Here is a 25,883-nt window from a genome sequence, read left to right on the forward strand (position 1 = left end):
CGGCGCCCGGGCATGGGCTTCAGGCGCTGTCCAGCCCCATCTGCCAGAAGTCGATCTCCAGGCGGGTGGCGTCGCGGAACGTGGCCGCCAGCCCGTCCAGGCGTTCGGCGGTCTGGCCCGCCAGCCGCGCGTCCAGCCAGGCGCGCTCGGCCTGCGCCGCCGCCTGGAATTCCTCGCTGGCGTACATGGCGATCCAGGCCTCGTAGGGATTGGCCGTCCCTCGCACGGTGAACGGCTGGGCCTCGATCCAGCGGGCGATGTCCGCATAGCCGACCAGGCAGGGGGCCAGCGCCACGTGCAGGTCCAGTAGGTCGCCGCGATGGCCGGCGTCCAGCACGTAGCGGGTGTAGGCCATGGTCTCGCGGGCTTCGGGCAGGGCTTCCAGCTCGTCCGCGCCGATGCCCCATTGGGCGCAATAGTCCACGTGCAGGCCCATTTCCAGGTCCACGATGGCTTTCAGGCTGTCCAGGCCCTGGCGCAGTTCCGCGATGCTGCGGCTCTTGTAGACCGCCAGCCCCCAGGCGCGGGCGAAGTGCACCAGGAACAGGTAGTCCTGGCGCAGGTAGCGGCGGAAGGCCTCGGCCGGCAGGGTGCCGGCCGCCAGCCGGCGCACGAATTCGTGCCGGCAATAGGCTTCCCATTCGGGAGCGCAGCGGGCCACCAGGGCGGCGAAGGGCGTCGGATCGGATGCGGGCGTCATGCGGGTCTCCTTGGCGAGCGGGTATGCGGCCCCGAGTGTAGCCCGCGCGGGGGGCGTGCGCCGGCCGTGTGTCGGCCGCCTGCCTGCGGCGCGATCCGTGCGCCGGTCATCGCCATCCAGGCGCGGCCATGCGGCAGCCGTCCTCGCCGGCCGTCCGCGGCCCGCCTACGGTACGATAGCGTGGACGGCGGGGACCGCATCCCCCGCCCGTGGAAATGACTTCATGCGCTCCAGCATCACCTTCAAGCTGTTCCTGGCCATCCTGGCGACCTGCATCGTCGTGGCGCTCGCCATGGGCATGGCCGTGCGCTACAGCTTCGACAGCGGCTTCGACGACTATATCCGGGAACGCGAGAACCAGCGGCTGGACAGCCTGGCGCAGGCGCTCGCCGTCGATTACGCAGAGGCCGGCGGCTGGGGCTTCCTCGCCGGGAGCGGCGATCGCTGGGGGCGCAGCCTGCGCCTGTCGCGCTACGGCCGGCCGGGCGGCGAGCACGAGCATGAGCGCGACCGCGATGGCGGGCCGCCGCCGGGGCCGCCGCTCCGCGTCACGCTGCTGGACGCCGACGGCGGCTGGCTGGCGGGGCCGCGCGTGCGCCCCGGGGCCGAGCTGATGCGCCATCCCGTGACCGTCGAGGGCCGCTCCGTGGGCTGGCTGCTCAGTCCCGCGCCCATGCCCATGGTGGTCAACGACGAGATCGATCGCCGCTTCCAGGCCCGCCAGTTGCGGGCGACCTGGGTGATCGTCGGCCTGTCTGTGCTGCTGGCCGCCCTGGTCAGCCTGCTGCTGGCGCGCCTGCTGCTGGTGCCGGTGCGGCGTCTCGCCCTGGCCACCCGGCGGCTGGCCGACGGCGATTTCGACATCCGCGTGCGCGTCGGGGCGCCCGACGAGCTCGGGCGCCTGGCGCGCGACTTCAACCGCCTGGCGCACAGCCTGGCGCGCAACGCCCGCCTGCGCCGCGAACTGATGGCGGACGTGTCCCACGAACTGCGCACCCCCCTGGCCGTGCTGCGCGGGGAAATCGAAGCCCTGCAGGACGGCCTGCGCGTGCCGGACGAGGCCGCCCTGGCCTCGCTGGCGCACGAGATCGGCCGCCTGAACCGGCTGGTGGACGACCTGCACGAACTGTCGCTGGCCGATGCCGGCGCGCTGGACTACCGCATGCAGCCGCTGGACCTGTCGGCGCTGGCCGCACGGGCGCTCGACGCGGTGCGGGAGCGCTACGCCCGGGCCGGCCTGGCGCTGGACCAGGACATCGAGCCCGGCCTGCGGCTCTCCGGCGACGAGCGCCGCCTGGAGCAGCTGCTGGCGAACCTGCTGGAAAACAGCCTGCGCTACACCGACAGCCCGGGGCGCGTGCGGCTGCGGCTCGGCCGGCGCGACGGCCGCATCGTGCTGGAGCTCGCCGATACCGCGCCCGCCGTGGCGCCCGATCAATTGCCCCGCCTGTTCGACCGCCTGTACCGGGTGGAATCCTCGCGCAGCCGCCTCCACGGCGGATCGGGGCTGGGCCTGGCGATCTGCCGTTCCATCGTCCAGGCCCATGGCGGCGGGATTTCGGCGGCGCCGTCCGACTTGGGCGGGCTGGCGATCCGCGTCGAATGGCCCCCGGCCGAGGCGCGGGCGGCGGATGCGGCGGGCGGGGCGGACAGCCTGCGCGCGACGGACGAGGAGTGAGGCATGCGGATCCTGGTGGTGGAAGACGAGCCCAAGCTGGCCGAGGTGCTGCGGACCTACCTGCAGGCCTCCGGCTACGAGGTGCGCTGCGCGGGCGACGGCCTGGAGGTCATGCCCCTGATCGCGGACTGGCCGCCCGACCTGGTCTTGCTGGACCTGATGCTGCCTGGACGCGACGGCCTGGACCTGTGCCGCGACATCCGCGCCAGGACGGCCATCCCGGTCATCATGGTGACCGCCCGCACCGAGGAGATCGACCGCCTGCTGGGCCTGGAGCTGGGCGCCGACGACTACATCTGCAAGCCCTACAGCCCGCGCGAGGTCGTGGCCCGCGTCAAGGCGGTCCTGCGCCGCAGCGCGGCGGACCTGGCGCCCGCCCGCGCGCGCGAGACCGGCGGGCTGGAGATCGACGAGGGTGCCTGGAGCGCGCGCCTGGACGGCGTGCCGCTGGACCTGACGCCGGTGGAATTCCGCCTGCTCGCGCTGCTGGCCAGCCAGCCGGGGCGCATCTTTTCCCGCGACCAGGTGCTTGACGGCCTGTACGACGACCGCCGCGTGGTCACCGACCGGGCGGTGGACAGCCACGTGAAGAACCTGCGCCGCAAGCTGGCCGCCGTGCGTCCGGACGAGGAACTGATCCGCTCGGTCTACGGCGTGGGCTACCGGCTGGATCTCGGGGGCGTCTGAACCTCAGCGGGGCGGTTCGTCTGGTTCGTTCGCCCGTTCGGCGGCTCGCGCAGGATCCGCTGACGCTTCTCCACGAAGTCTTCACGATTCGCCCATTTTTGCGCCGCAGTCGGCCCTTAATCTGTCTCCATCGCGGCTCTATCGGGGGGCCGCCGGAAACGAAGAAAGGAAGACCGACATGAACTTCACCCACCTCACCCGCGCCCGCTCGCTCTCCGCCCTGGCCATGGCCGCCGCCCTGGTCGCCGCGCCCCTGGCCGCCTCCGCCGCTCCCGGCATGCCGGACGAGGGCGGTCCCCGCCACCACCAGAAGGGCGGCCCCGACTGCGGCCCGCGTGGCGGCGAATTCGGCCCCCGCGGCGGTGATTTCGGTCCGCGCGGCGGCGATTTCGTCCGCTTCGGCGGGGCCCACGGCCTGCGCGGCCTGGATCTCAGCCAGGATCAGCAGGACAAGATCTTCAAGATCCGCCACGACCAGGAACAGGCTTTCTACGACCAGAAGAAGGCCCTGCGCGCCGCGCACGAATCGCTGCGCGAACTGAGCCGGGCCGACACCTTCGACGAGGCCAAGGTCAAGCAGGCGGCCGACGCCCTGGGCCAGGCCCAGGCGCAGCTGGCCCTGCTGCGTGCCCAGACCGGCGCGCAGATCCGCGCGGTGCTGACACCCGAACAGCGCCAGAAGCTGGCCGACATGCATGCGCCCAAGCGCGCCGGCAAGCCCGCGAAGTCTTGATCGGCGCCGCCGACGGTGCCCGCCCGTCCTCGCCCTGGATCGGCCCAGGCAGGCCGGGCGGCTGAAGATCGGAAGCCCGGAAGTCCAGAAGTCCGGAAGTCCAGGGTCGGCATCGCGCCGGCCCTGGTTTTTTTCATGGCCGGGCGGGGGCCTGCCTCATCGGGCGAACAGCGTCCCCACCGACTGGAAGTGGCGCCGGTAGTAGGGATTGTCCAGCCGGTCGATGCGGACCTGGCCGCCGGTGGACGGAGCGTTGATGAAGCGCCCGTCGCCCAGGTAGATGCCCATGTGCGAGTTCGGCCGGCCCAGAGTGTCGAAGAACACCAGGTCGCCGGCCTGCAGCTCGCTGCGCGGCACGGGGCGGCTCATGCGGGCGATCTGCTCGGTATTGTGGGGCAGGGCGGCGCCGGCCGCCGTGCCGAACACGTATTTCACCAGGCCGCTGCAGTCGAAGCCCTGCCGGGCCTGCGAGCCGCCGTAGCGGTAGCGGGTGTCGAGCAGGCTCAGGGCCGTCATGACCACCTCGGTGCGCTGCGCCGGGTCGATGTTGGGATTGGCCGCAACCGGCCTGCGCGCGCCCGGGCCGGCGCAGGCCGCCAGCCACAGGCACAGCAGGCCGGCCGCCAGGGCGCGGGCGGCGCGCCATCCCGCAGGCGGGTCGGCGCGGCTCGCGGCGGACGGGAGGGCGGCCATGCGCGGATCAGCCCGGGGCCGTCCTGCCTTCCGGCCAGTAATGGCTGTCGGGCAGGGCGCGGGCGCCGAAGATCGCCTGGCCGACGCGCACGGTGGTGGCGCCTTCCTCGATCGCCCACTCGAAATCTCCCGACATGCCCATCGACAGCTCGGCGAAATCCGCGCCCTGCGGGGCGTCCTGGCGCAGCCGCTCGCGCAGGTCGCGCAGCAGCTGGAAGCAGGGGCGCACGCGGGCCTCGTCCGGGGAGAACAGCGCCAGCGTCATCAGGCCGCGCACCCGCAGCGAGGCGTAGGCGGGCAGGGCGCGGGCGAAGTCCAGCGCCTCTTCCGGCGCCAGGCCGAACTTGCTGGCCTCGCCCGAGGTGTTCACCTGGACGAAGACGTCCAGGCCGCGGCCTTCGTCCTGCAGGCGCCGGTCCAGGGCCTCGGCCACGCGCAGATTGTCCAGGGCCTGGAATTCCCGCGCGAAGCGGGCCACGAACTTGGCCTTGTTGGTCTGCAGGTGGCCGATGATCGCCCAGTCCAGGTCGGTCAGGTCGGCCATGGCCTCCCATTTGCCGTAGGCTTCCTGGACCTTGTTCTCGCCCAGCAGGCGGCAGCCCGCCGCGTAGGCCATGCGGATGCGGGATTCGTCCACGGTCTTGCTGACCGGCAGCAGGCGGACTTCGGCGGGATCGCGCCCGGCGCGGGCGCAGGCCGCGTCGATGCGGGCGCGGATGTCGGCCAGGTTGGCCCGGATTTCCTCCAGGGTGGCGGCCGTCCGGTAGGCGGGCCGGACGGGGGATGGCACAGCGTTCATTGCAGCGGTCTCGGGCAAGAAGGATGATGAGTCGAGGGCAGTCCCTAGGATAACCCCAACGCGCGGCAATCCCAATGCGGCGGGGCCGAAAGCCTTTTATGATGCTGTCTGATCGATCGAAGGAGCAGGCGTGACGGAACTCACTCCGGGGCTGATGCTGGTCCACGGCAATCGGGCGGAACAGCTGCGCGAGGTGCTGGTCGCCTGGCTGCGCCATTCGCCGCTCGACCCCCTGGAAAACGAGTGCCTGCTGGTGCACAGCAATGGCATCGCGCAGTGGCTGCGCCTGGCCCTGGCCGAGCGCGAGCAGGGCTGCGGCATCGCGGCCGCGCTGGATTTCCTGCTGCCGTCGCGCTTCATGTGGCAGGCCTATCGCGCCGTGCTGGGTGCGAATGCGGTTCCCGAGCAGTCCCCCCTGGACAAGGATCCGCTGGCCTGGCGGCTGATGCGCCTGCTGCCGGCGCTGGCCGGTGAGCCCGGCTTCGAGCCGGTGGCGCGCTTCCTCGCCGACGACGCTGGCGTGCGCAAGCGCCACCAGCTGGCCCACCGGCTGGCGGACCTGTTCGACCAGTACCAGGTCTACCGGGCCGACTGGCTGGATGCCTGGAGCCGGGGCGAGGCCGTCCTGCCCGATGCGTACGGCCGCGAACGGCCGCTGCCCGAATCCCAGGCCTGGCAGGCCCGCCTGTGGCGCGCCCTGCTCGACGACCTGGGCGCGGCCGCGGGCGAGCCGGTCGGCCGCGCCGCCGTGCACGCGGCCTTCATGGCGCGGATCCGGGCGTCCGGCGGCGCCCCGCGTCCGGCGGGGCTGCCGCGCCGCCTGCTGGTCTTCGGCATTTCCGCCATGCCGCGCCAGATCCTGGAGGCCCTGTCGGGCCTGTCGTGCTGGATCCAGATCCTGGTGTGCGTGAACAATCCCTGCGCCCATTACTGGGCCGACATCCTGGGCGACCGCGACCTGTTGCGGGCGCGCTTCCGGCGCCAGTCGCGCCGGCCGGGCATGCCGGAAATCCTGGACGAGGACGCGCTGCACCAGCAGACGCATCCGCTGCTGGCCTCCTGGGGACGCCAGGGGCGCGATTTCATCGGCCTGCTCGACGACATCGACGATCCGGCGCACCGGACGCGCTGCGGCCTGGCCCTCGAAGCCCTGCACCGGCGCATCGACGCCTTCGAGGAACTGCCCGGGACCACGCTGCTGGAGCAGCTGCAGGACGACATCCGTGATCTGCGGCCCCTGGCCGAGACGCGCGCGCGCTGGCCGGCGCTGGATGCGGCGCGCGACGATTCGCTGCGTTTCCACGTCGCCCACAGCGCCCAGCGCGAGGTCGAGATCCTGCATGACCAGCTGCTGGCGGCCTTCGCCGCCGATCCCGGCCTGCAGCCGCGCGACGTGATCGTGATGGTGCCCGACATCGAGGCCTACGCGCCCCACGTGCAGGCGGTCTTCGGCCAGTACGGCTCCGGCGACCGGCGCCACGTGCCCTATGCCCTGGCGGACCGCGGGCAGCGCCAGGCCGATCCGCTGGTCATCGTGCTGGAGCAATTGCTGTCCCTGCCGCGCCTGCGGCTGGGCATCCAGGAGGTCCTGGAATGGCTCGACGTGCCGGCGCTGCGGGCGCGCTTCGGCATCGAGGCCGGCGACCTGCCGTTGCTGCAGGCCTGGGTGCGGGACGCCGAGGTGCGCTGGGGGCTGCACGCCGAGCATCGCGGCGCCTTCGGCCTGGCGCAGGCGCCCGAGGCGGCCCATGGACACACCTGGCGCTTCGGCTTGGAACGCATGCTGCTGGGCTATGCGGCGGGCCCCGACGCGCCGGCCTGGCAGGCCATCGAGCCCTATGGCGAGACGGGCGGGCTGCAGGCCCAGGCGCTGGGCGCGCTGGCCCGCCTGCTGGACGCGCTGGACCGCCACTGGCGGCTGCTGCGCCAGGACGCCGCGCCCGCGCAGTGGGTGGCGTCCCTGCAGGCGCTGCTCGACGATTTCTTCCTGCCGGTGTCGGATGCCGACGAGCACACCCTGGCGCGTTTCCGGGAAATCCTGCAGGACTGGGCGCAGCTGTGCCAGACCGCAGGGGTGGACGAGGCCCTGCCGGCGTCCATCGTCGCCGAGCATTGCCTGGGCCAGCTGGACCAGGCCGGCCTGTCGCAGCGCTTCTTCGCCGGCGCGGTGACCTTCGCCACGCTCATGCCCATGCGGGCCATCCCGTTCCGGCGCGTGTGCCTGCTGGGCATGCAGGACGGCGCCTTTCCGCGCCAGCGCGTGCCGGCCGACTTCGACCTGATGGCGCTGTATCCGCGCCCGGGCGACCGCTCCCGGCGCGAGGACGACCGCTACCTGTTCCTGGAGGCCCTGCTGTCCGCGCGCGACCAGCTCTACATCTCCTGGATCGGGCACAGCATCCACGACAACACGCCGCAGCCGCCGTCCGTGCTGGTGTCCCAGCTCATGGACCATCTGGATCGGGGCTGGCGGTGCGCCGACGGGGCCGGGCCCCCGTCCCGCGCCCTGAGCCTGCACCATCCGCTGCAGCCCTTCAGCCGCCGCTACTTTCCGGTCCCGCCGGACAGCGGCCCGGGCGCGCTGTTCACCTATGCCGCCGAATGGCGCGGCGCCCGCCGGCCGGCCGCCGCCGCGCCGGCGCCGGCCCCCTTGCCGCCGCCGCGCCGGGACGCCGCCGTGCGGCTGGACGTCCTGCGCCAGTTCCTGAAGCATCCCGTGCGCGCGTTCTTCCAGCAGCGCCTGCAGGTGTACTTCGAGGCGCCGGATCCCGACCTGGACGAAGGCGAACCCTACGTCCGGGACGGCCTGGCGCAGTGGCAGCTGCGCGCCGAGCTGCTCGAAGCCCTGCGCCGTGCGCCCGGCCCGGCCGAAGCCGAGCCGGCGTTCCGGGACTGCCTGGAGCGCATGCGCCGGCGCGGCGCGCTGGTCGCCGGCGGGCTGGGCGAGGCGGCGGCCCGGGCGCTGCGCGACAGCGTGCAGGCGGCCATCGACCCCTACCGCCGCGCCTGCGGCGACTGGCCGCAGGTGTCCGACGAGACCCTGCGCATGGCCAGCGCCGCGCCGGATGGCGGCTGGACGTTCGAGGACACGCTGGGCGGCTGGCGCTGCGATGCGCAGGGCGGGTGGGGCCGGATCGTGCTGCTCGCCAGCCATCTGGTGGACGGCAGGGATTCCTATCGCATTGCGCCCATGGTGCCGGCCTGGCTGGACCATCTGGCCGCGCACGCGCATGGCCGGTCCCTGACGACGGTGCTCGTCAGCCCCAAGGGCTGCGTGTCCTTCGATCCGCTGGACCCGGATCGGGCCGCCGGCCAGTGGCGCGCCCTGTGGGACGCCTGGCGGGCCGGCATGCGCGCCGCGCTGCCGGTGGACATCGACGCGGCGGGCGCCTGGCTGCGGGCCGGCGCCGATCCGGAACCCGGCGGCAAGGCCTGGCGCGCGGCGGAGGAAACCTACCTCAAGCGGGTGGCCGACGACCTGTATCTGCGGCGCAGCTATCCCGATTTCGACCGCCTGTGCGCGGGCGGCGGCTTCTTCCATTGGGCGCAGGTCCTGTACGGCGAGGTGTCGCGGACCATCCGCTCGTATCCCGCCGCGGCGGAGGGCGGAACATGAGTGCGCAGCGCCAGGGGGACGGCATGAACGGTGCGCCCGCGATTCCCCAGGTCGATCCGCTGCGCTTCCCCCTGCGCGGCAGCCACCTGATCGAGGCCAGCGCCGGCACCGGCAAGACCTGGACGATCGCCGCGCTGTACGTGCGCCTGGTGCTGGGCCATGGCGGGCAGGATCCGCGCCTGCCCACCGAGATCCTCGTCCTCACCTTCACCGAGGCGGCCGCCCAGGAATTGCGCGACCGGATCCGCGCCCGCCTGGCCGAGGCCGCCGTCTGGTTCGCCGGCGAGGCGCGGGATGAAGCCGGCCATGGGGCCGATCATGAGGTCAATCGTGAGGCCGATCATGGGACCGATCATGGGACCGATCATGAGGCTGATCATGAGGCTGATCATGAGGCTGATCGTGAGGCCGATCATGGGACCGATCATGAGGCTGGTCATGGGGCCGATCACGAAACCGGTCACGAGACCGGCCATGCGGCCGATCCCTTCCTGGCGTCGCTGCGCCGGGAATGGCCGCGGGACCGCTGGGCCGGCTGCGCCCGCACGCTGGACCTGGCGGCGCAGTCCATGGACGAGGCCGCCATTTCCACCATCCACGCCTGGTGCGCCCGGGTCCTGCAGGAGCACGCCTTCGACAGCGGCAGCCTGTTCGAGCAGCGGCTGGAGCCGGACCTGGGCGCCGAGATCCGCCAGACGGCCTGGGACTACTGGCGCGCGCACGTGGCGCCGCTGGCGCCGGACGACCTGGCCGAGGTGCTGGCCGTCTGGTCCGGGCCGGATGCCCTGCTCGGCCTGTCCGGCCTGCTGACCCGCGAATCCCTGCCCGAGGCCGCCGACGAAAGCCTGTCCGCCGTGCTGGCGCGCCACCGGGCGGTGCGGCGGGAACGCCTGGCCGCGCTGAAGGCGCCCTGGATCGAGGCCGCCGACGCGCTGGAGGACTGGCTGGTCTCGCTGGGCAAGGACACGAAGATCCGGCCGGCGGACCTGCGCCGCTGGATGCAGGCGCTGCGGACCTGGGCGCGGGACCCCGAGCTGGCCGAACTGGATCTCAAGACCGGCTGGGACCGCCTGACGCCGCAGGGCATCCAGGACAAGTGGCAGGGCGAGGAGCCGGCGCCGCAGCATCCCGCCAGCGCGGCCCTGGTCCGCCTGCGCGCCGATCTGGCCGCGCTGCCCGGCGCGCGCGCGCCCCTGCTGCGCCATGCCCTGGCCTGGATGGCCCGGCGCCTGCGCCAGGCCCTGTCCAGCGCCGCGCTGCTGGGCTTCGACGGCCTGCTGGGCAATCTGGACGCCGCGCTGGAAGGCGCCGCGGGCGCGCGCCTGGCGCAGACCCTGCGGCGTCAGTTCCCGGTGGTGCTGATCGACGAATTCCAGGACACCGACCCGGTACAGTACCGCATCTTCGACCGCGTCTACCGGGTGGCCGACGACGACCCCGACACCGCGCTGGTCTTCATCGGCGACCCCAAGCAGTCCATCTACGGCTTCCGCGGCGCCGACGTGCACACCTACCTGCGGGCGGGCCGGGCCTGCGCCGGACGGGTGCAGACGCTGGGGCGCAACTACCGTTCGTCCGAGGCCATGGTCGCCGCGGTCAACCGCTGCTTCGCCCTGCGCGGCGCGCAGGCCTTTCCCACCGGCCTGCCGGACGTGGGCATCGCCTTCCATCCCGTGCAGGCCCAGGGCCGCGCCGAACGCTGGGAAGTCCTGGGCCGCCCGGCCCCGGCCATGAGCGCCTGCTGGATCGAGCCGGCCGCGCCGGACAAGCCCCTGTCCTCGACCCAGTACGAGCAGGACGCCGCCGCGCTCTGCGCCCGGCGCGTGGCCGAAACGCTGGCGCTGGGCCGGCGCGGCGCGGCGGGCATGCGCGAGGGCGGCCGGTGGACGCCGGTGCGGCCCGCCGACGTCGCCATCCTGGTCAACACCCATGCCGAGGCGCGCAGCGTGCGCCAGGCGCTGGCCCGGGCCGGGGTGCGCAGCGTGTACCTGTCCGAGCGGGATTCCGTCTACGAATCGCCGCAGACGGCGGAACTCGCCCTGTGGCTGGATGCCTGCGCCCATCCCGAGGACGAGCGCGCCCTGCGCGCGGCCCTGGCGGCCCCGGCGCTGGGCCTGGACTGGCAGGCGCTGGACCGGCTGGTGGAGGATGAACGCGCCTGGGACGCCCAGGTCGAGCGGTTCCAGGCCTACCGCCAGATCTGGCGCCAGCGCGGCGTGCTGCCCATGCTGCGCCGGCTGCTGCACGATTTCGACGTGCCGGCCCGCCTGCTGGCCGACGGCTACGAGGGCGAGCGGCGCCTGACCGATTTCCTGCACCTGGCCGAGCTGCTGCAGCAGGCCGCCGCGCACCTGGACGGCGAGCAGGCCGTGCTGCGCTACCTGCATCGCCAGGCCCAATCGCCTCAAGGCGAGGACGGGCGCCGCCTGCGCCTGGAAAGCGACGAGGGCCTGGTGCGGGTCGTGACCGTGCACAAGTCCAAGGGCCTGGAATATCCCCTGGTCTTCCTGCCCTTCGTCTGCAAGGCGCGTCCGGTGAAGGCGGGCGAGGGGCCGTACCTGCTGCCCGGCGCGGCCGGCCGGGAATGGGTCATGGAGGCGGACGCCGAAGCGCTGCTGCGCCTGGACGGCGAGCGCCTGGGCGAGGACGTGCGCAAGCTGTACGTGGCGCTGACGCGCGCGCGCCACGCCGTCTGGATGGCGCTGGGGCCGCTGAAGGCCGGCGGCGGCAGCGCCATCGGCCACCTGCTGGGCGCGGACCTGCGGGCGGCCTGGGACGGGCTGGCGCGGGCCCATCCCGGCCTGATGGCCTGGGACGCGGCATCGGCGGATGACGCCGGCGAGGCGCCGTTTGCCGGTGCGCCGGCCGAAGCGCCCGAGGCGCTGGGCGAAGCCCGCCGCCTGGCCGCGCCGGCCGTCGGCCAGCCCTGGTGGATCTCCAGCTATTCCGCGCTGTGCCTGGCCGATGCCGCCGCGCCCGAGACCGCCGCCGAGGACGTGCTGCGCGAGGGCCGCCAGGCCGATCCCGCGCCGGCGCCGCGGGCGGCGGAGGCCGCGCCGGTGCCGCTCGCCTCGGGCCTGCGCGACTTTCCGCGCGGCAGCGAGGCCGGGACGTTCCTGCACGGCCTGCTGGAATGGGCGGCGCGGCGCGCCTTCCGCGACCTGGACGCGGAGGCGCGCGACCTGATCGCCCGGCGCTGCGCGGTGCGCGGCTGGGAGGCGCACATCGACGCGCTGCACGACTGGCTGCTGCGGCTGGCGCGCACGCCATGGCGGCCGGCCCTGCCGGGCGACCCGGTGCTGCGCCTGGACCGCCTGCAGGCCTGCCTGCCGGAAATGGAGTTCTGGCTGCCGGCGCAGCGGGTGGACATCGGGCGCCTGGACGGGCTGCTGCGCCGCGCGACGTTCGGCGGCGCCGCCCGTCCCGCGCTGGCGGCGGGGCGGCTGAACGGCATGTTCAAGGGCTTCATCGACCTGGTCCTGCAGGCCGACGGCCGCTATTACCTGATCGACTACAAGTCCAACGACCTGGGCGCGCGCGCGGCCGACTACGCTCCCGAGGCGCTGGAGGCGGCCATGTGCGCGTCCCGCTACGACGCGCAGATGCTGATGTACGTGCTGGCGCTGCACCGCCAGCTGCGCGCGCGGCTGGCGGACTACGACTATGCGCGCCACATGGGCGGCGCGCTGTACCTGTTCCTGCGCGGCCAGGAGGCGCCCGGCCAGGGGCTGGTGGCCCTGCGGCCCGAACGCGGCCTCGTCGAGGCATTGGACGCGCTGTTCGACGGCGCGGACGGGGAGGCGGGCGATGACTGAGTTTCCCGCCTGGCTGGCGTTTGGCCAGTCGGAGGATGGCCTGCGCGACCTGGACGTGGCGTTCGGCCGCCTGCTCGCCCGCCAGGCGCCGCGGGCGCCCGAACTGGCGCTGCGCCTGGCGGTCCTGTGCAGCGCGCGGCTGGCCCACGGCCATCCCTGCCTGGACCTGCGGGCCCTGTGCGAATCGGGCCTCGACGCGCCGGGCGGCGACCCGGACGCGGACGAACGGACCGGGCCGCCCGCCTGGATCGACGGCGGGCTCGACGGCTGCCTGGCGGCGCTGGCGGCGGCCGGCTTCGCGGGCGACGGCGACGGCCCGCAGCCACTGGTCCTGCACGGGCATCGGCTGTACCTGGCCCGCTACTGGCGCGCCGGGCGGCGCATCCGCGAGGATCTCGGCCGGCGCCTCGCCCTGGAGCCGCCGGAGGCGCGCGAGCCCGCCCGCATCCGCGCCTGGCTCGACGCGGTGTTCGCCGGCCCCGCCGCCGAATCGCCGGACTGGCAGAAGATCGCCTGCGCCGCGGCCCTGCTGCACGGCTTCAGCATCGTCACCGGCGGCCCGGGCACGGGCAAGACCACCACGGTCGTGCGCCTGCTGGCGGTCCTGCAGGGCCTGGCCCAGGCGCGCGGCCTGGAGCGCGGCCTGCGCATCCGCCTGGCGGCGCCCACGGGCAAGGCGGCGGCGCGCCTGAACGAATCCATCGCCGGCGCCCTGGAGCGCCTGTCGGCCCCGGCCGACGCGGCGCTGCGCGCCGCGCTCGAACGCGTGCCGGCCGAAGTGCTCACCCTGCATCGCCTCCTGGGCAGCCGGCCCGATACCCGGCGCCTGAAGTTCCACGCCGGCAATCCGCTGGACCTGGACGTGCTGGTGGTGGACGAGGCCTCGATGATGGACATCGAGATGATGGACGCCGTGCTGGCCGCGCTGCCCGCCCATGCGCGCCTGGTGCTGCTGGGGGACAAGGACCAGCTCGCCTCGGTCGAGGCCGGCGCGGTGCTGGGCGAGCTGTGCGCGCGCGCCGAGGAGGGCCACTACACCCCGGCGCAGTGCCGCCGCCTGCTCGAATGCTGCGGCGAGACGGTGCCCGACGCGTGGCCCTGGCGGGATCCTGCCGGCACCGCGCTGGACCAGGCCGTGGTCATGCTGCGCCACAGCCACCGCTTCCAGGCCGACAGCGGCATCGGCCGGTTCGCCGCCGCCGTGAACCGGGGCGATGCGCCGGCCGTGGCCGAACTGTTGCGCCGGCCGCCGGACGGCCTGAGCCTGGTGCGGGTCGGGCCGTCCGCCGAGGGCGCGCGTGCCGCGTCCGGCGATGCCTGGCTGTACGACAGCGGCATTCTGGCCGAGGACGGCTGCCCCGCGCTGTTCCGCGTCCTGCGGGCGGCTCCCGATCCGCGGGCGGCGCAGGCGGACTGGGACCGCTGGGCGCGCGCCGTCCTGGCGCAGCAGGCCCGCTTCCAGGTGCTGTGCGCCCTGCGCGACGGCCCCTGGGGGGCGCGCGGGCTGAACCGGCGCATCGAATCCCGCCTGCGGGCCGAGGGCCTGGTCCCGGCGGCCGAGGACGCCTGGTATCCCGGCCGGCCGGTGCTGGTGCTGCGCAACCATCCCGCCCTGGGGCTGGCCAACGGCGACATCGGCGTGGCCCTGCCGCTGCCCGATCCCGAGCGGGAGGGCGTCCGGATGATCCGGGTGGCCTTCGCCGGCGCCACCCGGGATGCCGTGCGCTGGGTGTCGCCGGCGCGCCTGCCGGAAGTGGAGACCGTCTACGCTCTGACCGTGCACAAGTCCCAGGGCTCGGAATTCGACCGCGTGGCGCTGGTGCTGCCCGACCGGAAATCGCCCCTGCTGACGCGCGAGCTGCTCTATACCGGCGCCACCCGGGCGCGCCGCGCGCTGGCGCTGGTGCTGCCGGGCGGCGACGTCCTGCTGGACCGTGCCGTGCGGCGCAGGACCCGGCGCGCGGGCGGCATCTGGAATCCCTGAGCGGGCGTACCGTCGGGCTCATTGATTTCAGACAGGACGGCCATGCCGAAAGTGGGCCTGCCGCCATTGCGCCCCCGCTAAAATGAGGACCGGCGGGGGCAGGCGCCATGCCTGCGCGGCAACGCCCCCGATAGACGGATGGAGACCTTCATGACCTCGATATACGATCAGGACCTGCGCCAGACCCCGGCCAATTTCGCGCCGCTGACACCCCTGCTGTACCTGGAGCGGGCCGCCGAGGTCTATCCCGGCCGCACGGCGGTCGTGCATGGCGGGGGCGACGCCGCCGTGCGCCACACCTGGGCCGAGCTGTACCGGCGCTGCCGCCGCCTGGCGGGCGCCCTGGCCGCGCGCGGCATCGGCCGCGGCGACACGGTGGCCGTGATGCTGCCCAACGTGCCCGCCATGGTCGAGGCGCATTTCGGCATCCCCATGAGCGGCGCCGTCCTCAATACCCTGAACACCCGGCTGGATCCCGCCACCATCGCCTTCATGCTCGACCACGGCGAGGCGCGCGTCCTCCTGGTCGACCGGGAATTCTCCCGCGTCGTGAGCCAGGCGCTGGCGCAGCGCACGCGCACCGAACCCCTCCTGGTGGTGGACGTCGACGATCCCCTGTACGACGGCCCGGGCGAGGCTGTCGGCTCGATGGACTACGAGGCCCTGCTGGCCGAGGGGGACCCGGACTTCGCCTGGCGGATGCCGGATTCCGAATGGGACGCGATCGCCCTGAACTACACCAGCGGCACCACCGGCAACCCCAAGGGCGTGGTCTACCACCACCGAGGGGCGGCCATCAACGCCGTGTCGAACATCCTCGAATGGGACATGCCCAAGCATTCGGTCTACCTGTGGACGCTGCCCATGTTCCACTGCAACGGCTGGTGCTTCCCCTGGACCCTGGCGGCCCGGGCGGGGGTGAACGTCTGCCTGCGGCGGGTCGATGCGGCGGCCATGATCGCGCTGATGCGCGAGCACGGCGTCACCCATTACTGCGGCGCGCCCATCGTGCAGAGCATGCTGGTCAATGCGCCGCAGGCCCTGCGCGACACGATCCCGCCGGGCATCCGCGCCATGGTGGCGGGCGCCGCGCCGCCGGCCTCGATGATCGAGGGCATGGAGGCCCTGGGCATCGACCTCACGCACGTCTACGGCCTGACCGAGGTCTACGGGCCGGCCACGGTGTGCGCCAAGGACGACGCCTGGAACGAACTGGACATCGGCAGGCGGGCCGAGCTCAACGCCCGCCAGGGCGTGCGCTACCATCTGCAGAAAGCCGCGGCGGTGCTGGATCCGCAGACCATGCAGCCGGTGCCGGCCGACGGCCGGACCATGGGCGAGATCATGTTCCAGGGCAACATCTGCATGAAGGGCTACCTGAAGAACCCGCAGGCGACCGAGGCGGCCTTCGCGGGCGGCTGGTTCCACAGCGGCGACCTGGCGGTGATGTATCCGGACGGCTACATCAAGATCAAGGACCGCAGCAAGGACATCATCATCTCCGGCGGGGAAAACATCTCCTCGATCGAGGTCGAGGACGTGCTCTACCGCCATCCGGCGGTGCTCGCCGCCGCCGTGGTCGCGCGGCCCGACGAGCGCTGGGGCGAGACCCCCTGCGCCTTCGTCGAGCTCAAGCCCGACGCCCAGATCACGGCCGAGGACATCATCGCGCATTGCAAGGCCCATCTCGCCGGCTACAAGGTCCCGCGCCACATCGTGTTCGGCGAAGTGCCCAAGACGTCCACCGGCAAGATCCAGAAGTTTGAATTGCGCCAGCGGGCGGCGCAGTCCGCCTGAGGCCGGACATGTCGATCCGGCCGTCCTCGTCCGCGCCCTCGTCGGCGCCTTTGTCCGCGCCTTCCCCGGCGCTCTCGTCCGCGGCCCCGCCTGCGTCCGGCCGGGCCGGCGCCGCCCTGGGCCGGTCCCGGCGCGCCGGCGGCCCGGCGCACCTGTCACCGCACGCCTTGCTGAGCCCGGCGCAGATGGGCGCCGCCGACCGCGCCGCCCCGGCGGCGGGGGTGCCCGGCACCCGGCTCATGGCGGCCGCGGGCGCCGCCGTGGCCCGGGCGATCCGCGAGCGCTGGGCGCCGACGCCGGTGCGGGTGCTGTGCGGGCCGGGCAACAACGGCGGCGATGGCTTCGTCGCCGCGCGCCTGCTGCGGGAAGCCGGCTGGCCGGTGCGGGTGGCGCTATGGGGCGGCCGCGACGCCCTGCGCGGAGACGCGGCCTGGGCGGCCGAGGCCTGGAGCGGGCCGGTCGAGCCCGCCGTTCCCGGCTGCCTGGACGGCGCCGGGCTGATCGTCGACGCCCTGCTGGGCGCCGGACTGAGCCGGGCGCCGGACGGCGCGCTGGAAGCGCTCATCCATGCCGTCAACGCCGCCGGCGCGCCGGTGTGCGCCATCGACGTGCCCACGGGCCTGGACGGCGCCAGCGGCCGCTGCCCGGGCGCGGCCGTCCGGGCCGATCTGACGGTCACGTTCTGCCGCCGCAAACCCGGCCATCTGCTGCTGCCCGGCCGCGCGCTGTGCGGCGCGCTGATCTGCGCCGGCATCGGCATGCCCGACGCCGCGCTGGACGCCATCGTCCCCGAGGCCCACGTCAACCATCCCGACCTCTGGGCGGATGCCTTCCCCTGGCCGCGTTCCGAGGGCCACAAATACCGCCGGGGCCATGCCCTGGTCGTGGGCGGCGGGCGCATGCTGGGCGCCAGCCGCCTGGCCTGCCTGGCGGCCGCGCGCATCGGCGCCGGGCTGGTGACGCTGGCGGCGCCGCCGGCCGCCTGGGCGATCCAGGCGGGGGCGCTGACCTCGGTCATGGTCGAGGCCCTGCCGCCGGACGGCGCGCTGGACCAGGCCCTGGCGGATCCGCGCCGCAATGCGCTGCTGATCGGTCCGGGGCTGGGCCGCGCGCCCGAGGGGCGGGACCAGGTCCTGGCGCTGCTGGCGACCGGCCGGCCCTGCGTGCTGGACGCCGACGCGCTCAGCGTCTTCGCCGGCCGGCCGGACGCGCTGCTGGACGCCTTGCACGGGCACTGCGTGCTGACGCCTCACGAAGGCGAGTTCGCCAGCCTGTTCGATGCCGCGCCGGAAGTTGCGGGCGGTGTGGGAGCGGGTGGCGCGAGTGGTACGGGTGGTGCGGCCGGCGTGGGCGGTGCGGACGGCGTGGGTGGTGCGGACGGCGTGGGCGGTGCGGACGGCGTGGGCGGTGCGGCATCCGCGCCGGCGGAGAGCAAGCTGCAGCGGGCGCGCGCCGCCGCCCGGCGCGCCGGCGCGGTGGTGGTGCTCAAGGGCGCCGACACCGTGATCGCGGCGCCCGACGGCCGCTGCGTCATCAACGACAATGCGCCGCCGACGCTGGCCACCGCCGGGACGGGCGACGTGCTGGCGGGCTGCGTGACCGGCCTGCTGGCCGCCGGCATGCCGGCCTTCGAGGCCGCCTGCGCCGCCGTCTGGCTGCACGGCCTGGCGGCCGACCAGCTGGGCTGGGGGCTGCTGGCCGAGGACCTGCCGGGCGCCCTGCCCGGGGCGCTGGCCGTCCTGGCCGGCATGGATCGGGACGCGGAGGAATAATCCCATGGCGGACGTGGTCGCGCTGGTCTTCGATTTCGACGACACCCTGGCGCCGGACAGCACCTCGGGCTTCCTCCAGGACATCGGCGTGGACGTGCCGGCCTTCTGGCACGAACAGGTCGATCCGCTGCTGAACCACGAGGACTGGGACCCGGTCCCGGCCTACCTGTACCGGATGCTGGAACTGTCCCGCTCGGGACCCCAGGGCCCGATCACCCGCGACCGCCTGCGCGACTGGGGGCGCCGGCTGCCGCTGCACGAAGGCGTGACGACGCTGTTCGAGCGCCTGCGCGAGCGGCTGCGCCATGCCCATCCGACCGTGCAGCTGGAGTTCTACCTGGTGTCCAGCGGCATCGGCGACGTGCTGCGCGAGACGCCCATCGCCGGCTGGTTTTCCGACATCTGGGCGTCCGAATTCCATTACGGCCCTGACGGCGCCATCGAGTTTCCGCGCCGCGTGGTCAGTTTCACCGACAAGACCCGTTACCTGTTCCACATCCAGAAGGGCATCATCGGCTCCGACTCGCGCAACAAGCCCTTCGAGGTCAACCGCAAGGTCGATCCCGACAAGCTGCGCGTGCCCTTCGAGCAGATGATCTTCGTCGGCGACGGCTACACCGACATTCCCTGCTTTTCCCTGATCCGCCGCTCGGGCGGGGTCGCGTTCGGCGTCTGGGACCCGCGCCACAAGGAAAAGCGCAGCCGCGCCTGGGGCTTCATCGAGGACGGCCGGGTGTCCAACCTGAACCAGGCGCGCTTCGGCGAGGACGCCGAGCTCTACCAGTGGCTGGAGGCCGCCGTCGAAAGCCTGGCCTCCAAGATCGTGCTGCGCGCGCGGATGTACCGTGGCTGAGTCCCGTCCGGTTCGACTGGCCGCGGCCCCGTCCGCCGACGCGGCCGATCTCCTGGACGACGACGGCGCCATGGCGCTGGCGCTCGAACAGGCCCGCCTGGCGGCGGAGCAGGGCGAGGTGCCCGTGGGCGCCGTGGTGCTGGATGCCACCGGCCATCTGCTGGCGACCGGGCACAACCGCACGATCCTGGACCGCGACCCGACCGCGCACGCCGAAGTCGTGGCCTTGCGCGCCGCCGCCCGGCGGCTGGACAACTACCGCCTGACCGGCGCGCGCCTGTTCGTCACGCTGGAGCCCTGCGCCATGTGCCTGGGCGCCATGTTCCACGCGCGGCTGGCGGAAATCGTCTACGGCGCGCCCGACCCCAAGACCGGCGCCTGCGGCGGCGTGGTGGACTTGTCCGTCCAGCCGCGCCTGAACCACCACGCGCGGGTGCGGGGCGGGGTGGGGGCGCAGGCCTGCGGCGACCTGCTGCGCGACTTCTTCCGCGCCCGGCGCGCGGCCGGCCGCGCGGCGCGGGCCCAGGCGGCGACTGCGCCCGCGTCCGCTTCCTTCGTGCCCGCTTCCTCCGCGTCCGCTTCCTTCGTGCCTGCTTCCGCCGCGCCCGCTTCCTCCTTGCCCGCTTCCGCCGCGCCCGCCGCACCTGCTACCCTGACGGCGAGCGCGGCACCCGCATCCTTCTCCGAAGCCCCCGAGGCCGACGCTCCCCTTTTACGGAATTCCCTTTCCATGCCCAAACAGAAACCCGCTTCCGCCGCGCCCGCCAGCCCGGCGCCCCATCCTGCGTCCCATCCGGCCGCCGGCGGCGAACACACGCACCTGGTCTGCGCCGACCCGGACTGCGGCGCGCACGGCGTGCATGAGCAGCCTTCCGGGATCTACCTGATCTCGCCCTCGGGCGCCGTGGCCGATCCCGCCGCCCTGGACCTGGCCGTCGAGCGGCTGCGCGCCCTGGGCTTTCGCGTGGCCGTCGACCGGACCGCGCTGGCCGTGCACGAACGCTTCGCCGGCACCGACAGGCAGCGCCTGGCGGCCATCCAGCGCGCGCTCAAGCAGAAGCACCCGGTCGTCATGGCGACCCGGGGCGGCTACGGCCTGAGCCGCCTGCTGCCGCAGATCGACTGGCGGGCCGTGGCCGACAGCGGCAAGACCTTCATCGGCCAGAGCGACTTCACCGCCTTCAACCTGGCCCTGCTGGCGCGCACCGGCGCGGTCAGCCTGGCCGGCCCCACCGCGGTGTTCGACTTCGGCGGCAAGAAGGTGGACGACCTGACCCAGGCCCTGTTCCAGGAAACGCTGTCGGGCGAACTGGAGATCCTCAGTTTCGAGTCCCCCGGTGCCGATCCGGTGGATGCGCGCGGCATCCTCTGGGGCGGCAATCTGGCCATGGTGGCCTCGCTGGTCGGCACGCCCTACCTGCCCGACGTGCAGGGCGGCATCCTGTTCCTGGAAGACGTCTCCGAGCACCCCTTCCGCATCGAGCGCATGCTGACCCAGCTCTGGCACGCCGGTGTGCTGGAAAAGCAGCACGCCATCGTGCTGGGCCAGTTCACCGACTACCGCCTCGCGCCGCACGACAACGGCTACGACCTGGACGCGGTGGTGCGCTGGCTGCGCAAGACCGTGCGCGTGCCGGTGATCACGGGCCTGCCCTACGGCCACGTGAAGGTCAAGGCGACCCTGCCGGTGGGCGCCCCCGTCGGCATCGCCACCGAGGACGGCATGGCGCACCTGGTGCTGCGCGAGCACGGGCACTGAGCGAGTGGCCGTGCGGACGGGCGTCAGGCCCGCATCGTCCGTGCCTCGTCCGGTCCGTTGCGCAGCACGTCGGCGAGCGCCGCGAAGCTGCCGGTCGAGAAGCTGCTTGGCAGGAAGACATGAAGCCGGCACGATACCCGTGAATGGCTGCACGGGGCATCGTACCGGCGGTCTGGAAGATCGCCTGCCGTGATTGATCGGCAGTAACCTTGCTGTTTGGTCTTATTCGCCTTGGCTTGCCATGCGCTTGCTGCAGCAAGCTGCTGACCCCAGGGGGAGGGCAGTCTCGCTCAATCCCGAGTTCCTTTCGACGGGGCGGCTACGGCGGCATGGCCTTTCACCGTCAGACGGTAGCGCTGCATGCGGCTGGTGGGCGTATCGGGCAAGGTCATTTCAATCATGCCCATTTCGAGCAGCCGCCGGATCTGTTTGTGCAATTCTCCGGAAACCGTCTTGTGCCCCAGGGCTCTGGCCAACTGGGCCTTGCCCGACTCGTGCTCTTTCAGCAGCAATACGACTTTGGCCGCCAGGCTCGACTCTAGCCGTGACTCTAGCCGTGACTCTAGCCGTGAAATGTCGGCAGTGCCCAGAGGATGGGCCGGAGGAGACGGCTCCTTGATTTGAACAGACCGCCGATCCTGTGATAAATAGACGCTCAGCCGCACGCCGGTGGCTATTTCCGTCACCTTCGGTTCCGGCAGATCCTGGGCAACCGCTTCATCAAAGATCCGTCTGACGCCGCTGCCCCATTGCTCGATCATCCCCAATTCCCGAAATACCCGCGCGATGACGGGATTACGGATGCGGGAGACGCCGCTTTTCATATCCTCCACCGTCATGCCGGGCAGCAGCAGGCCAGGGCTCTCGACATCGACGCGATCATCGAAGAATGCGATGCGGATCGGGGTGCCGCGTTGGGAATAATCGCTGTGCACCAGGGCGTTGACGATTGCCTCGCGCAGGATGGTCAGAGGAATGCTCCATACGTCTTCCCGGCGCATGGCGCCAAATCGCGCGCTTTTGAAGGCATGTTTTTTCAGAAAGAACTCGATGGCCTCCACCGCCTGCGGCAGTGGATCATGGATTTCCATCTGGTCGAAGATATGGACCTTGTCCGTGCCCCGGAACCGCCCGCATTGCACCCAGGCGTCCGGAAAGTATTGTTCCCGATCCTTGCCGAAGAGCAGGACGGCTCCCTGGGTGGGAACCAGGCGATTCTGTTCGCGGCGGACCAGCTTCAGCGTGGCCAACGATTTTTCGTCCAGCGTTCGGCGGTCGCCAAACAGCTTTTGGGCGGCGGCCAGGTCCAGGTCTTCCAGAGTGAGTTCCGGCATGGTGATCTCATCGAACACCACGCCTCGTGCGGATCGCTGCAGTTCGGCGATCAGGTCCGGCCCCGCCTGGCGGTTGCTGGACCCCAGGCGCACGTAGACGCCTTGTTCCGGGCCCTGGGCTTTTACATGGTGCGGCCGGTTGCTGCTGGGAAAGACTTCGACGGCCAGCGCCGTGCGATTTCCTTGGCTGATGAGCTCCACGTTGGGAATCAGCCTTGGGACGATGGAGTCCGCGATCAGGTTGCAGATGCGCTCCTCCTCGTCCAGTGGGTCCGCCACCCCGATCAGCCGCCGCGCGTCATCCACACCAATGATCAGGCGTCCGCCGGCCGAATTGGCAAAGGCCACCAGAGTTTTGATCGCGTTGCGCGGGGAAGACAGATCCCGCTTGAATTCAAGCGTCTTGCCTTCGGGTGTCTGCAGCAGGGCATCCAGCAGCGGGCCATCCATGTCGATCCTCGTCCCCGGCCTCCAGCCAAAATGGCATGGTAGCCCACCTGCTAAACTAGCAGGTTGTTTTGACTCCAATTTTCCCCACCGCCACCGTGATCTCCACCAACAACCTCACCATCCAGTTCGGCTCCAAGCCCCTGTTCGAGAACGTCAGCGTCAAGTTCGGCGACGGCAACCGCTACGGCCTCATCGGCGCCAACGGCTCGGGCAAGTCCACCCTGATGAAGATCATCGGCGGCGACCTGGAGCCGACCTCGGGCAACGTCGCGCTGGAACCCGGCCTGCGGCTGGGCAAGCTGCGCCAGGACCAGTTCGCCTTCGAGGACGTGCGCGTGCTGGACGTGGTGATGATGGGCCACGTCGAGATGTGGAAGGCCATGGCCGACCGGGACGCCATCTACGCCAATCCCGAGGCGACCGAGGACGACTACATGCGCGCGGCCGAGCTGGAAGGCAAGTTCGCGGAATACGACGGCTACACGGCCGAGGCCCGCGCCGGCGAACTGCTGCTGGGCCTGGAAATCCCCGTCGAGCAGCACCAGCTGCCGATGCGCGGGATCGCCCCGGGCTGGAAGCTGCGCGTGCTGCTGGCCCAGGCGCTGTTCTCCAATCCCGACGTGCTGCTGCTGGACGAGCCCACCAACAACCTGGACATCAACACCATCCGCTGGCTGGAGAACGTGCTCAACGGCTACGACAGCACGATGATCATCATCAGCCACGACCGCCACTTCCTGAACGCCGTCTGCACCCACATGGCCGACCTGGACTACGGCGAACTGCGCGTGTATCCGGGCAACTACGACGACTACATGCTGGCCTCCACCCAGGCGCGCGAGCGCCAGGTGGCCGCCAACGCGCGCGCCAAGGAACGCGTCAGCGAGCTGCAGGACTTCGTGCGCCGCTTCGCCGCCAACAAGTCCAAGTCGCGCCAGGCCACGTCCCGCCTGAAGCAGATCGACCGCATCAAGGCCGAGACCGTGCAGGTCAAGCCGTCCTCGCGCCAGAACCCCTACATCCGCTTCGAGGTCAACAAGGTCCTGCACCGCCAGGCCGCGCACATCGAGGACCTGTCCAAGTCCTACGACCGGCCCATCATCCAGGGCCTGACCACCATGATCGAGGCCGGCCAGAAGGTCGCCATCATCGGTGCCAACGGGGTGGGCAAGACGACCCTGCTGCGCCTGCTGGCCGGCAAGCTGCCGCCCGACGAGGGCACGGTGCGCTGGTCGGAAAACGCCGACATCGGCTACATGGCGCAGGACGTGTCCGACCAGTTCGATTCCGACCGCGACCTGTTCGACTGGATGACGGACTACCGCCAGCCGGGCGACGAGGACCAGTCGATCCGCTCCGTGCTGGGCCGGCTGCTGTTCTCGGGCGACGAGATCACCAAGCCCGTGCGCGTGCTCTCGGGCGGGGAAAAGAACCGCATGAGCTTCGGCCGCCTGATGCTGGGGCGCCACAACGTCATGCTGATGGATGAGCCCACCAACCACCTGGACATGGAATCCATCGAGTCCCTGCAGTACGCGCTGGAACAGTACCAGGGCACGCTGGTGTTCGTCTCGCACGACCGCCAGTTCGTGTCGGGCGTGGCGACGCGGGTGATCGAGATCCTGCCCGACGGCCGGCTGAACGACTACCCGGGCACCTACGAGGAATACCTCGCGTCCCAGGGCATCGAGGCCTAGCGCGCGGCGGCCCGGACCGGAGAGGCCGCATTGGGTCCGCGAATCGTCGAACGCGGGATGCCCGCCACGGCGGGGATGCCGGGGCGGAATCGTCGGGGAAATCGTCCGGATGAGGGCGGGGCGCAGGCATGCCGCATACGCTGACCGCCGCGGTCCGGCACGAGGCCGAGATCCGCAAGAGCCGCTTCCTGGCCCTGGCGGCGCCCATCGACGCACCCGAGGCCGCCCAGGCCTTTCTGGAGGCGTCGCGCGACCCCCAGGCGACCCATAACTGCTGGGCCTGGCGCTTCGGCGCGCACTACCGCTTCCACGACGACGGCGAGCCCGGCGGCACGGCCGGCCGGCCGATCCTGCAGGCCATCGATTCCCAGGGCTACGACCGCGTGGCGGTGCTGGTGATCCGCTGGTTCGGCGGCATCAAGCTGGGCACGGGCGGGCTGGCGCGGGCCTATGGCGGCACGGCCGCGGAATGCCTGCGTGTGGCGGAGCGGGTGGAACTGCGCGAGGAATGCCGGGTGCTGTGTGATTGTCCCTATGCGGACATGGACCGCGTGCAGGCGCGCCTGCTGGCGGCCGGCGCGCGCATCGAGCAGGCGGAATTCGACGGCCGTGGCGTGCGCTGGCGCCTGGCCGTGGCGCGCGCCGATGCGGCCGCGCTGCGGGCCTTGTACACCGACCTGACGCGAGGCCAGGGCCGTTTCGAGGCCGTGACCGAGCCCGGCTCCGGCTCGGCTCCCGCGGACTGAACCACGCCGGGCGAATCCAGGCGGCGTGCGGTCCGCAGGGCGCGGCAGGGCTTCAGTGCGTGGTTGCGCCGCGCTTTTCCTGGGCGGCGATTTCCGCGTGGACCTGCGCCATGTCCACGGCCTTCACCTGGGTGAGGAGTTCTTCCAGCTGCGAGGCCGACAGCGCGCCGGCCTGCTGGAACAGCAGCACGTTTTCGCGGAAGACCATCAGGGTCGGGATGGAGCGGATGCGCAGGGCGGCGGCCAGCTCGGGCTGCTCTTCGGTGTTGATCTTGGCGAAGGTGACGTCCGCGTGCTTCTCGGCGGCGGCCTCGAAGGTGGGACCGAACTGGCGGCAGGGGCCGCACCAGGGCGCCCAGAAATCGATGATCAGGGGCTGGACGGCCTGGGTGGCGGCCTGGAAGGTGTCTTGGGTGAGTTCGATGACGCTCATGGAGTCTCCGGGGGCGGGGCGGGGCGGCAGGATGCCGCCCGGATTTCCTTTTATATGAGGCCGGCGGGCGTGTTTGCAAGTCGCTCCGGTTCGCCAGGCTGAGCATGGTCCGCAGGGACTTTCAAGCCGTTGCATCCCTCCACCTCGCGGCCTGCATGCCGCTCGGATTCGTCTGGCACAGGACAGTCCTCAAGGGACTGTCCTGTGTCCAGCCTCATCCACCTCGCGGCCTGCATGCCGCTCGGATTCGCCAGGCTGAGAATGGTCCGCAGGGACTTCCAAGCCGTTGCATCCCTCCACCTCGCGGCCTGCAGGCCGCTCGGATTCGTCTGGCACA

At 72.1% G+C, this 25,883-nt stretch carries 17 protein-coding genes and 1 pseudogene; 13 read left to right on the forward strand and 5 right to left on the reverse strand.

The genetic code is table 11. From position 1 onward, the window contains the following. Window positions 1-19 precede the first annotated feature (19 nt). On the reverse strand, window positions 20-700 hold the full coding sequence (gene tenA / locus BN940_RS08330) for a thiaminase II (RefSeq protein ID WP_052355705.1): 681 nt from the start codon (window positions 698-700) through the stop codon (window positions 20-22). 223 nt (window positions 701-923) lie between these two features. Here tenA and BN940_RS08335 point away from each other — a divergent pair, with 223 nt between their 5' ends. The 3 genes from BN940_RS08335 to BN940_RS08345 all read left to right on the forward strand — a co-directional run bounded on the left by BN940_RS08335 (window position 924) and on the right by BN940_RS08345 (window position 3,798). Continuing rightward, entirely contained in the window at window positions 924-2,378 is a 1,455-nt protein-coding gene (locus tag BN940_RS08335) for an ATP-binding protein (RefSeq protein WP_052355706.1), read from the forward strand. Window positions 2,379-2,381: 3 nt separating this feature from the next. Further along, the gene (locus tag BN940_RS08340; protein WP_043682051.1) at window positions 2,382-3,065 is read left to right on the forward strand and encodes a response regulator; all 684 of its coding nucleotides are present in this window, start codon (window positions 2,382-2,384) and stop codon (window positions 3,063-3,065) included. 178 nt (window positions 3,066-3,243) lie between these two features. Beyond that, window positions 3,244-3,798, forward strand: coding sequence for a Spy/CpxP family protein refolding chaperone (locus BN940_RS08345; RefSeq protein ID WP_084330583.1), 555 nt, complete (start codon window positions 3,244-3,246; stop codon window positions 3,796-3,798). Window positions 3,799-3,954: 156 nt separating this feature from the next. Here BN940_RS08345 and BN940_RS08350 read toward each other — a convergent pair whose 3' ends face one another. Together BN940_RS08350 and BN940_RS08355 are read right to left on the reverse strand one after the other, a co-directional pair. Continuing rightward, complete coding sequence (locus BN940_RS08350; RefSeq protein ID WP_052355707.1) at window positions 3,955-4,491, reverse strand: C40 family peptidase; 537 nt, start codon at window positions 4,489-4,491, stop codon at window positions 3,955-3,957. Window positions 4,492-4,498: 7 nt separating this feature from the next. Further along, window positions 4,499-5,290 carry a YggS family pyridoxal phosphate-dependent enzyme gene (locus BN940_RS08355; RefSeq protein WP_052355708.1) on the reverse strand — a complete coding sequence of 264 codons (792 nt, stop codon included), beginning with the start codon at window positions 5,288-5,290 and terminating at the stop codon, window positions 4,499-4,501. A 130-nt stretch (window positions 5,291-5,420) separates the two neighbouring features. Here BN940_RS08355 and recC point away from each other — a divergent pair, with 130 nt between their 5' ends. The 8 genes and pseudogenes from recC (at window position 5,421) to BN940_RS19720 (ending at window position 20,886) form a co-directional block, all read left to right on the forward strand. Continuing rightward, on the forward strand, window positions 5,421-8,906 hold the full coding sequence (gene recC / locus BN940_RS08360; RefSeq protein ID WP_198408298.1) for an exodeoxyribonuclease V subunit gamma: 3,486 nt from the start codon (window positions 5,421-5,423) through the stop codon (window positions 8,904-8,906). Then, window positions 8,903-12,721: an exodeoxyribonuclease V subunit beta gene (recB, locus tag BN940_RS08365; RefSeq protein WP_052355710.1), complete on the forward strand. Its 3,819-nt coding sequence runs from the start codon at window positions 8,903-8,905 to the stop codon at window positions 12,719-12,721. Before recC ends, recB begins: the two co-directional genes overlap by 4 nt. Then, on the forward strand, window positions 12,714-14,705 hold the full coding sequence (recD, locus tag BN940_RS08370) for an exodeoxyribonuclease V subunit alpha (protein ID WP_043682055.1): 1,992 nt from the start codon (window positions 12,714-12,716) through the stop codon (window positions 14,703-14,705). Before recB ends, recD begins: the two co-directional genes overlap by 8 nt. A gap of 150 nt (window positions 14,706-14,855) precedes the next feature. Further along, window positions 14,856-16,502 (forward strand): acyl-CoA synthetase, encoded by a 1,647-nt coding sequence (locus BN940_RS08375; protein ID WP_043686441.1) that lies wholly within the window; start codon window positions 14,856-14,858, stop codon window positions 16,500-16,502. A gap of 50 nt (window positions 16,503-16,552) precedes the next feature. After that, a complete protein-coding gene (locus tag BN940_RS08380) occupies window positions 16,553-18,274 on the forward strand; it encodes an NAD(P)H-hydrate epimerase (protein WP_198408299.1) in 1,722 nt (573 codons plus the stop codon). A 4-nt stretch (window positions 18,275-18,278) separates the two neighbouring features. After that, window positions 18,279-19,127 (forward strand): HAD family hydrolase, encoded by an 849-nt coding sequence (locus tag BN940_RS08385; RefSeq protein ID WP_043682057.1) that lies wholly within the window; start codon window positions 18,279-18,281, stop codon window positions 19,125-19,127. Further along, window positions 19,120-19,644: pseudogene (gene tadA, locus BN940_RS19715) on the forward strand (tRNA adenosine(34) deaminase TadA); the annotation flags it as partial. The gene BN940_RS08385 and the pseudogene tadA, both read left to right, overlap by 8 nt. Window positions 19,645-19,857: 213 nt before the next feature. Continuing rightward, window positions 19,858-20,886 carry an LD-carboxypeptidase gene (locus BN940_RS19720; protein ID WP_052356061.1) on the forward strand — a complete coding sequence of 343 codons (1,029 nt, stop codon included), beginning with the start codon at window positions 19,858-19,860 and terminating at the stop codon, window positions 20,884-20,886. A 290-nt stretch (window positions 20,887-21,176) separates the two neighbouring features. Here BN940_RS19720 and BN940_RS08395 read toward each other — a convergent pair whose 3' ends face one another. Further along, entirely contained in the window at window positions 21,177-22,670 is a 1,494-nt protein-coding gene (locus tag BN940_RS08395; RefSeq protein WP_043682058.1) for an AlbA family DNA-binding domain-containing protein, read from the reverse strand. 95 nt (window positions 22,671-22,765) lie between these two features. Here BN940_RS08395 and BN940_RS08400 point away from each other — a divergent pair, with 95 nt between their 5' ends. Then, window positions 22,766-24,367, forward strand: a complete 1,602-nt coding sequence (locus tag BN940_RS08400; RefSeq protein WP_043682059.1) for an ABC-F family ATPase — start codon at window positions 22,766-22,768, stop codon at window positions 24,365-24,367. A gap of 128 nt (window positions 24,368-24,495) precedes the next feature. Continuing rightward, window positions 24,496-25,113, forward strand: a complete 618-nt coding sequence (locus BN940_RS08405; protein ID WP_043682060.1) for an IMPACT family protein — start codon at window positions 24,496-24,498, stop codon at window positions 25,111-25,113. Window positions 25,114-25,165: 52 nt separating this feature from the next. Here BN940_RS08405 and trxA read toward each other — a convergent pair whose 3' ends face one another. Continuing rightward, window positions 25,166-25,546 (reverse strand): thioredoxin, encoded by a 381-nt coding sequence (trxA, locus tag BN940_RS08410; protein WP_043682061.1) that lies wholly within the window; start codon window positions 25,544-25,546, stop codon window positions 25,166-25,168. Window positions 25,547-25,883: the final 337 nt, after the last annotated feature.

The organism is Castellaniella defragrans 65Phen, from assembly GCF_000612685.1.
Taxonomy (GTDB): Bacteria; Pseudomonadota; Gammaproteobacteria; order Burkholderiales; family Burkholderiaceae_B; genus Castellaniella; species Castellaniella defragrans.